This is a genomic window from bacterium, assembly GCA_026414725.1.
Classification (GTDB): domain Bacteria; phylum Ratteibacteria; class UBA8468; order B48-G9; family JAFGKM01; genus JAAYXZ01.
In genome coordinates this window covers 1-7,209 of the sequence record JAOAIL010000019.1, presented here as the reverse complement: position 1 = coordinate 7,209, position 7,209 = coordinate 1, and the positions used below count along the sequence as shown (strand labels likewise).

Genomic DNA, 7,209 nt, shown 5'->3' with positions numbered 1-7,209 from the left:
AATTACTTTCCCCTCTCCCTTAGAGGGGAGAGGATTAAGGAGAGGGTGAGACCTCTGCTATACTTTTCCCCCTCATCCTGCCCTTCTCCCCCGAGGGGAGAAGGAAATTTAGTCACCCCCTCATATGGGGAGGAAATTATCCCTCTCCCTTAGAGGGGAGAGGATTAAGGTGAGGGTGAGACCTTATTCTCTAAAAAAAGTTACAGGTTCAATATCTGCCATAGTTCTCAACCCTGGTTTTGCTTTTACCACTACAGGAATTGCGTTTATTACTATTGCAGAGGTTGCTATATCACCATTTACTCCACCCTTGATAGTGCTTTCTATATCAGGAGTTCCTTTTATGCTTACCCTGTCATATGGTTCTTCAATGCCTGCTGCTGCAACAAATATCAGTGTTATCAACTCTACACCTTTTGAAAACCCCTTACCTGTCTGTTTGACTCCTAAAACCTTCCCTTTTTCAATAAGTACACCATTTATATTTATCTCTCTATCAGCAACTACTGGTTCTATAATATCCTCGGTTTTTTCTATATTCCATCCCATTCTATGTGCAATCATATGTATTGATTCTGTAAGTCCTACATGGCGGAGTGTTCCTGCTTTTACTTTTTCACTGAATTCTTCTATGGTAAGGCCCACTCCTACTTTCTTCTGAAAAGGAATCCGTCTCTTTGAGGCATCCTGTAACCGCTCCACCTTTATTTTCTCTACATTCTGACACACAGCAGTAAAGATGAGAGGTAAAAGGTCCATTAAGAAACCAGGGTTTACACCTGTGCCTAAAACCGAAACATTATTTTTCTTTGCTGTTTCATCTATCTCTTCTGCTATTTCTGGTTGTGTCAGCCAGGGATAAGAAAGTTCCTCGCAGGTGGAAACGATGTTGATTCCATACTTAAGAATTTCTATTATCTGTGGTTTTGCTTTTTTAAGTGATGAGACAGTTGTAAGTACCACTACATCTATCTTCTTCTTCCCGAGTACATCCTCTGCCTTCTGTATTATTACATTACTATCTCTGATTCCTGTGAAATCAGAAAGTTTTTTCCCAATCTTCTGCGGGTCAATATCTATAGCGGCTATTATATCAAAGCAGTTCCTTTCAGTTATGTATTGAGCAGTTTTTATTCCAATCGGTCCTACTCCATATATTGCTACTTTTATTCTCCTATCCATTTCTACTCCTTTCCTTATTTTTCCTCTTCCTTGAGCGGGGCTATGGTAAAACTTTCCTACACTTTATCCCCCTCATCCTGCCCTTCAATGGGAGGTAGAAGGTACTTTAGGTATCTCTCCCTTTTGGAGGAATTGCATTATCTCTTTTAATTGAATTTAAGATACCCTTCACTTCTCTTTCTTCTTACACATATTTCATACCTGCATTCTGCATGGAGGGTCAGGTATGAAAATCCAATTACTTTATTTTGTTACTGTTAACAGGACGATCGGGTGGTTCCGGATCAATAATGGAAATACTTGCAGGAAGCCATGTCGGTTCATCGTCAATCATAACATAATTCTCAGGAGTCATATTTACAACCTCTTTCTTAGTCAGTTTTTTACTTGTCTTAAAACTTCCCTTATTTCCCATACTAATAGGTTTACCCGGTGGTTGAGGGTCAATAATACTGACCTTACCCACTGTACCGGTCTTAGGATTGAAATCTCTCACTTCAATAGTAGGCAGAATAAATCGGTAGTGTCCGGGACCCAGTTTCTCAACTTTTGTCCCTTTCGGCAAAGTAATCGTATTCTGCTCTGCTCCCGCCATACATATCCATATAAGCCCCATTATATTTAAAATCGCGAACAATCTTATCATCTTCATATTTTTCTCCTTTTACTTCTTTTTTTTTCAGTTAGATTATATCCACTTTACCTTTGGAAAGTCAACAGAAGAAATATCTTAGTATATATCTAATCCTATCTTAACATTCCTAAAAAAGTGCCTATGGAGCAAGCAATACCTGATATGCTACCTACTCTTCAATCTTTTTATAATATACCCAGTTTCCTGTTCCAACCAGTCAATATAATCTTTACTTCCTGAAACAATATCACAGACGAGAATTTCAGGCACATCATAAGAATGCATTTCTTTTATTACCTTCTCAACCTTTTTATAAAGTCCTTTTTTCGTCTTTATAATACAGAGATACTCTTTACTTTTTTCAACCTTCCCTTTCCACCTGTACATACTTAAAACAGGAAATATCTGGACACAGCCAGCAAGTTTATCAACAAGAAGTTTCCTCGCAATCTTTTCAGCATCCTTTCTGGTTCCTGTTGCTGTAAATATCTGTATATATTTCATCAAAACACCCCATCTATATCAACACCACAGAATGGACATTTACTATCCTGTATCTTATTCTCTAAAACAGAAAAACCGTATCTTTTAATTAGCAGTTTCTTACAGGAATAGCAGTAAGTATGCTCTCCTTCATCTCCAGGGATGTTGCCTGTATAAACATATCTAAGCCCCTCCTCAAAACCAATCTCCCTCGCACGAATGATTTTATTATGTGGTGTGGGATAGTGATTACTCATTTTATAATGCGGATAGAACCTGCTTATATGCCATGGGATTGCTACATCAATATCCTTTATTATCTTTGCTATCTCCCTTATCTGCTCTTCTGAATCATTATATTCCGGGATAAGAAGCGTTGTTACCTCCACCCATATCCCGAGCTCCCTCATCAGCCCTATATTTTCTATTACTGGTTTTCTCTTTGCCCCGCATAATTCTTTATAAAACATCTCATCCCCTTTTAAATCAACATTTGCCGCATCAAGATATGGAGCAATCATCTTCAATGCCTCTTTACTCATATATCCATTGGTGACAAAATTATTTCTCAACCCCTTCTCTTTTGCCTTCTTTGCCGTATCAAAAGCAAACTCAAAAAATATCGTTGGTTCTGTATATGTATAAGAAATAGACAGACAATCAGATTCAAGTGCCAGATGGACAATCTCCTCAGGAGATGATTGTCTACCGAGTAATAAAACCTCTCTTCTCTCATCTACCCTTGAAATACTATAATTCTGACAGAACCTGCAGGAGAAATTACAACCTGCAGTAGCAATAGAATATGAAAGAGACCCGGGAAGAAAGTGAAAAAATGGTTTTTTCTCTATAGGGTCTGTATGCTCTGCAATAATATTTCCATATACGAGGGTAAAAAGTTTCCCTCCTCTATTAACCCGCACACCACATCTTCCATACCTGTCTTCGGATATTATACAGAAATGATTACATAGGAGACATTTGACAGTATTATCCTTATTCTTCTCCCAGAATTTTGCTTCTATCTGACTTTCCATAATAAAAGAGAAAATTCACTTCAATCTGAAGGTGAGCACTAATGGACTGTTATTCCTTATAACCTCAACCGTGACAATCTCCGTACCTTCCTTTATTATCTGATTGGCAACAGAAAAACCTTTTGAAATACTATCTATGAAAATCCCATTTACCCTGCGGACAATATCTCCATCACGAAGTCCATATTTATAGGGTAAACTATCTGGAGGCAGGTTATTTACTTCAAAACCATCTATTTTACCAGAATTTAACTTTGGAGTGACATTTACTTTCTTGAAAAGTTCCTTATCATTTTTGATTTCATTAAGTGCTGTTTTAAGTTCCACAAAGACCGGCTCAGTAAATTCAGGCACTGTTGTTTCTGATGGATTAACAATTCGGGCTACCGTACCATCATCATCTTTTTTCAAATTATTTTCTGTGTTTTCGTCAACCTTAACAGAAACTTCAGGTGTAATAGAGAGAAGCATACCATCACCACCCTCCTGTTTAAGAGAGAATTTTTCTTCCTTACCATCGTACAGGAATACAACTGCATTCTCTTCAATCCTTACAACCTGCGCATTCTCAATAACCTCTCCTTCTTTCAAAAAAATCTCTTCGTTTATCTTTTTATCCTTTAATATTACAAAAGAACCACCTTCAGAAAGATAAACAATCCCTAAAAGGTCAATAAGTGAACTCAAAGAAGGAGGTGGTGCTGGCTTAATAATGGGTGTTTTTTCTATAACTGGCTGTGGTTTGGGAGGCGGTTCAGCAAATATATTCTTCTTCAAAATAATAGAATAATCCTGCGCTCCATATACAGAAAATATTATACACCCTATTATCCCACCTACTATTAATTTTCTCATATATAAATTATACCCCTAAACTAATAAAAATAAAATGGGTGCCTGGTTAACCAATTTTTGCAACTTTCTACGCTCTCCAGAAGGACAAATCATTATAAAACAAGCTAAAGATATTTTAACAGAGATTTCTTATTCATCAAATATAACTCAAAATTTAAAAGAAGGAGGTATTAAAAATGAGAAGGACTAAAAAGGAAATCAAAAAATTAAGAATTAAAATAATAAAATTAAGAGAAGAAGGTAAATCTTATGAAGAAATAAGGAGAAGAACTGGGGCAAGTCCTAATACAATTTCAGATATTTTACAAAGATTTACTGGGAAATACTGTGTAAACTGCGGTGAAACAAATTCTAATGTATTACATGAACACCATCCCGATAAAGAAAATAGGCCTGACTATACAATAACTCTCTGTGCAAACTGCCATAATGAAATCCATAGAAGTAAAAAAGCGAAAGCACCTATCAAACACACAGAAACCAATATACAAAAACAGGACAATCAAGTATTCAAAGAGAATAAATCTATACCCGTTATACCACCGGAAGTAATGGAATCCGTAGAAATAAAACAAGTTCAAACCAATCCAACGATTAACCTACAACCAATGGAATGGGAAGAAATCAAAAACACATTTATTATTACAGGAGGAATAGTAAGCATTATAGAAGGACTTTCCAATAATAAAATAAAACTACCGGAAAGAATTTCTCTTTTGGCAACAGGTATATTTCTATTTATAAAAGGGATTAAAGATAATCAACCTTGATTTAATTTATAACTTTATAAACTATGTTTCTTTAAGTTCACTATTTATTTTTATACTATTTATACTATCTTTGATACTATCTTTCATACTCTAAAAAATTCTATTTTTAAAAAACTAGTACCCTGTTAAACCTTTGTTTTTCAATGGCTAGCAGTTATTTTAATTGAAAATGTCTTTAGAAAAAATTTTATTTTGAAAATTGATTATTTTTTTTGTAAAATTTTAAAAGATGAACAATATAAAGAAACATTATTTAGGACACAGAAAGAGACTAAAGGAAAGATTTAATAAAATAGGACCTCAATCCCTCCAAGAATATGAAATAGTTGAGTTATTACTTACCTATGTTTTACCTAAAAGAGATGTAAAACCTATTGCCAAACAACTTCTTGGAAGTTTTAGTTCAATCAAAGGTATTTTTGAAGCATCTGAAGAAGAGTTATATAAAATCCCTTACATAAAAGAAAATTTTACTACCTTATTAAAATTAATAAAAGAAATTAACTCAATCTATAGAAAACAAAAAGCACTGGAAATACCAATTACTCAAACATTAGAAGAAATCGCCTTTTATTGTATAGAAAAATTTGGAAATGGATTAGATGAAGAGTTTCATGTTCTTTACCTTGACAGTAATCTGAAAATTAAAATCGAAAACTCTTTTCCCTTAAAGGAATTTTATTTTTCTGGGACCATTAGTAAAACAGTAGTATATCCAAGAAAAATTATAGAAGAAGGGATAAAACAGAAAGCATATGGTATTATAATAGTCCATAACCACCCTAATGGAATACTTACTCCCTCAGAGTACGATAAAAATTTAACTAAAATCCTTGATATTGCAACAAAATCAGTTGGAATAGTTCTTTTTGACCACCTGATAATTACATCTTCAAACTATTTAAGTTTCAAAAAAGAGAAACTATTATGAACATAATTGAAAAAATAACAAATGTAATTCCTACTTTGAATAGTAGTCAGATAGAAGCAATTACAACGACAGAAGGACCTCTTTTAATAATAGCAGGACCTGGTACTGGAAAAACTCTAACCATTGTAGCAAGGACACTTTACATACTACTGACGAACAAGGCAACTCCGGATGAAATCTTGTTAACTACATTTACCGAAAAGGCATCCTTCGAATTAAGGGACAGATTAAATCAATCGGCTATAAAAATTGGCTATAAAAATAACCTTCATCAACTTAAAGTTGGTACAATCCACAGTATTTGCAATGATTTCATAATGAAATTTTTAAATCACACACCTTTAAAAAAAGGATATGTAGTCCTTGATGAACTAACTCAGATGTTTTTCATTTATGAAAACTTCAAAGAGGTAATTCCAGAAATAAATGGGAAATTTTTGGGTAAATGGCAAAAAAAGTGGGATGCGATAAAGAATATTGTTTTGTATTATAACAAAATAACAGAGGAAATGATTGAACCTGAAAATCTGAAACTCTCCAACAATGACTTTCTTAAACTAATTGCAGAATCTTACCATAGGTATAAGGAGAAATTATTTGAAAAAAATAGAATTGATTTTTCTCATCTACAGAGAATTTTCTTTGATTTACTTCAAAATAAAGATTTATATCCTAAGATAAAACAAAAAATTAAATATGTTATGGTTGATGAGTATCAGGATACAAACTTTATACAAGAAAGAATTCTACTTACACTTGCCCATCCTGAAAATAACATATGTGTGGTAGGAGATGAAGACCAATCATTATACAGATTCAGAGGTGCTACAGTAAGGAATATCCTTGAATTCCACAAAAATTTTAAGGATTGTAAAATCGTAAAACTCACTATTAACTACAGGTCGCATAAAGAAATTATAGATAGATATAACAACTTCATAAATTCGATTGATTGGCAGGGATTCAGATTTAAAAAACAAATACTCCCTAATCCTGAAGAAAGGTTCCCTGATTATCCTGCCGTCTTTTCTATATGGAGTAAAAATAAAAAAGACGAAGCAGAGAGGATTATAAAACTTTTAAAGTTCTTAAAAGAAAATAGAATTATTAAGGACTGGTCAGATGTGGCAATCTTACTTAAAAGTATAAGGTCTGAACATAGTGGTCATTATATAGATGCATTGAGGACTAACAGTATTCCCGTTTTTGCTCCCCGTGCAAAAGTTTTCTTTGAAAATACCGAAATAAAACTGTTACTGGCATGTTACACAATAATTCTTGGATTCCACAAAAACCTGAATGACTATATTCACAGAA

The 7,209-nt window shown here is 33.9% G+C and carries 8 protein-coding genes; 3 read left to right on the top strand and 5 right to left on the bottom strand.

Annotated elements, in window-relative coordinates; genetic code table 11:
• Positions 1–183 precede the first annotated feature (183 nt).
• The 5 genes from N3D17_06510 to N3D17_06490 all read right to left on the bottom strand — a co-directional run bounded on the left by N3D17_06510 (position 184) and on the right by N3D17_06490 (position 4,191).
• A complete protein-coding gene (locus tag N3D17_06510) occupies positions 184–1,182 on the bottom strand; it encodes a Gfo/Idh/MocA family oxidoreductase (protein MCX8083026.1) in 999 nt (332 codons plus the stop codon).
• A gap of 238 nt (positions 1,183–1,420) precedes the next feature.
• Positions 1,421–1,834 (bottom strand): hypothetical protein, encoded by a 414-nt coding sequence (locus N3D17_06505; protein MCX8083025.1) that lies wholly within the window; start codon positions 1,832–1,834, stop codon positions 1,421–1,423.
• Positions 1,835–1,981: 147 nt separating this feature from the next.
• On the bottom strand, positions 1,982–2,320 hold the full coding sequence (locus N3D17_06500) for a divalent-cation tolerance protein CutA (protein MCX8083024.1): 339 nt from the start codon (positions 2,318–2,320) through the stop codon (positions 1,982–1,984).
• Complete coding sequence (gene amrS / locus N3D17_06495; protein MCX8083023.1) at positions 2,320–3,336, bottom strand: AmmeMemoRadiSam system radical SAM enzyme; 1,017 nt, start codon at positions 3,334–3,336, stop codon at positions 2,320–2,322. Before amrS ends, N3D17_06500 begins: the two co-directional genes overlap by 1 nt.
• A 15-nt stretch (positions 3,337–3,351) precedes the next feature.
• Complete coding sequence (locus N3D17_06490) at positions 3,352–4,191, bottom strand: hypothetical protein (GenBank protein ID MCX8083022.1); 840 nt, start codon at positions 4,189–4,191, stop codon at positions 3,352–3,354.
• Positions 4,192–4,367: 176 nt separating this feature from the next.
• On the opposite strand from N3D17_06490, the gene N3D17_06485 reads away from it, so the two are divergent.
• The 3 genes from N3D17_06485 to N3D17_06475 form a co-directional block, all read left to right on the top strand.
• Positions 4,368–4,961, top strand: a complete 594-nt coding sequence (locus tag N3D17_06485) for a helix-turn-helix domain-containing protein (GenBank protein ID MCX8083021.1) — start codon at positions 4,368–4,370, stop codon at positions 4,959–4,961.
• A gap of 229 nt (positions 4,962–5,190) precedes the next feature.
• Positions 5,191–5,892: a DNA repair protein RadC gene (gene radC / locus N3D17_06480; GenBank protein ID MCX8083020.1), complete on the top strand. Its 702-nt coding sequence runs from the start codon at positions 5,191–5,193 to the stop codon at positions 5,890–5,892.
• The coding region (locus N3D17_06475) for an ATP-dependent helicase (protein MCX8083019.1) at positions 5,889–7,209 on the top strand (1,321 nt) is incomplete at its 3' end. The genes radC and N3D17_06475, both read left to right, overlap by 4 nt.

Bases quoted from the DNA above. Each gene is read 5' to 3' on its own strand.
- N3D17_06490 (MCX8083022.1), bottom strand. From the start codon at position 4,191: ATGAGAAAATTAATAGTAGGTGGGATAATAGGGTGTATAATATTTTCT.
- N3D17_06510 (MCX8083026.1), bottom strand. From the start codon at position 1,182: ATGGATAGGAGAATAAAAGTAGCAATATATGGAGTAGGACCGATTGGA.
- N3D17_06485 (MCX8083021.1), top strand. From the start codon at position 4,368: ATGAGAAGGACTAAAAAGGAAATCAAAAAATTAAGAATTAAAATAATA.
- N3D17_06505 (MCX8083025.1), bottom strand. From the start codon at position 1,834: ATGAAGATGATAAGATTGTTCGCGATTTTAAATATAATGGGGCTTATA.
- amrS (MCX8083023.1), bottom strand. From the start codon at position 3,336: ATGGAAAGTCAGATAGAAGCAAAATTCTGGGAGAAGAATAAGGATAAT.
- N3D17_06500 (MCX8083024.1), bottom strand. From the start codon at position 2,320: ATGAAATATATACAGATATTTACAGCAACAGGAACCAGAAAGGATGCT.
- radC (MCX8083020.1), top strand. From the start codon at position 5,191: ATGAACAATATAAAGAAACATTATTTAGGACACAGAAAGAGACTAAAG.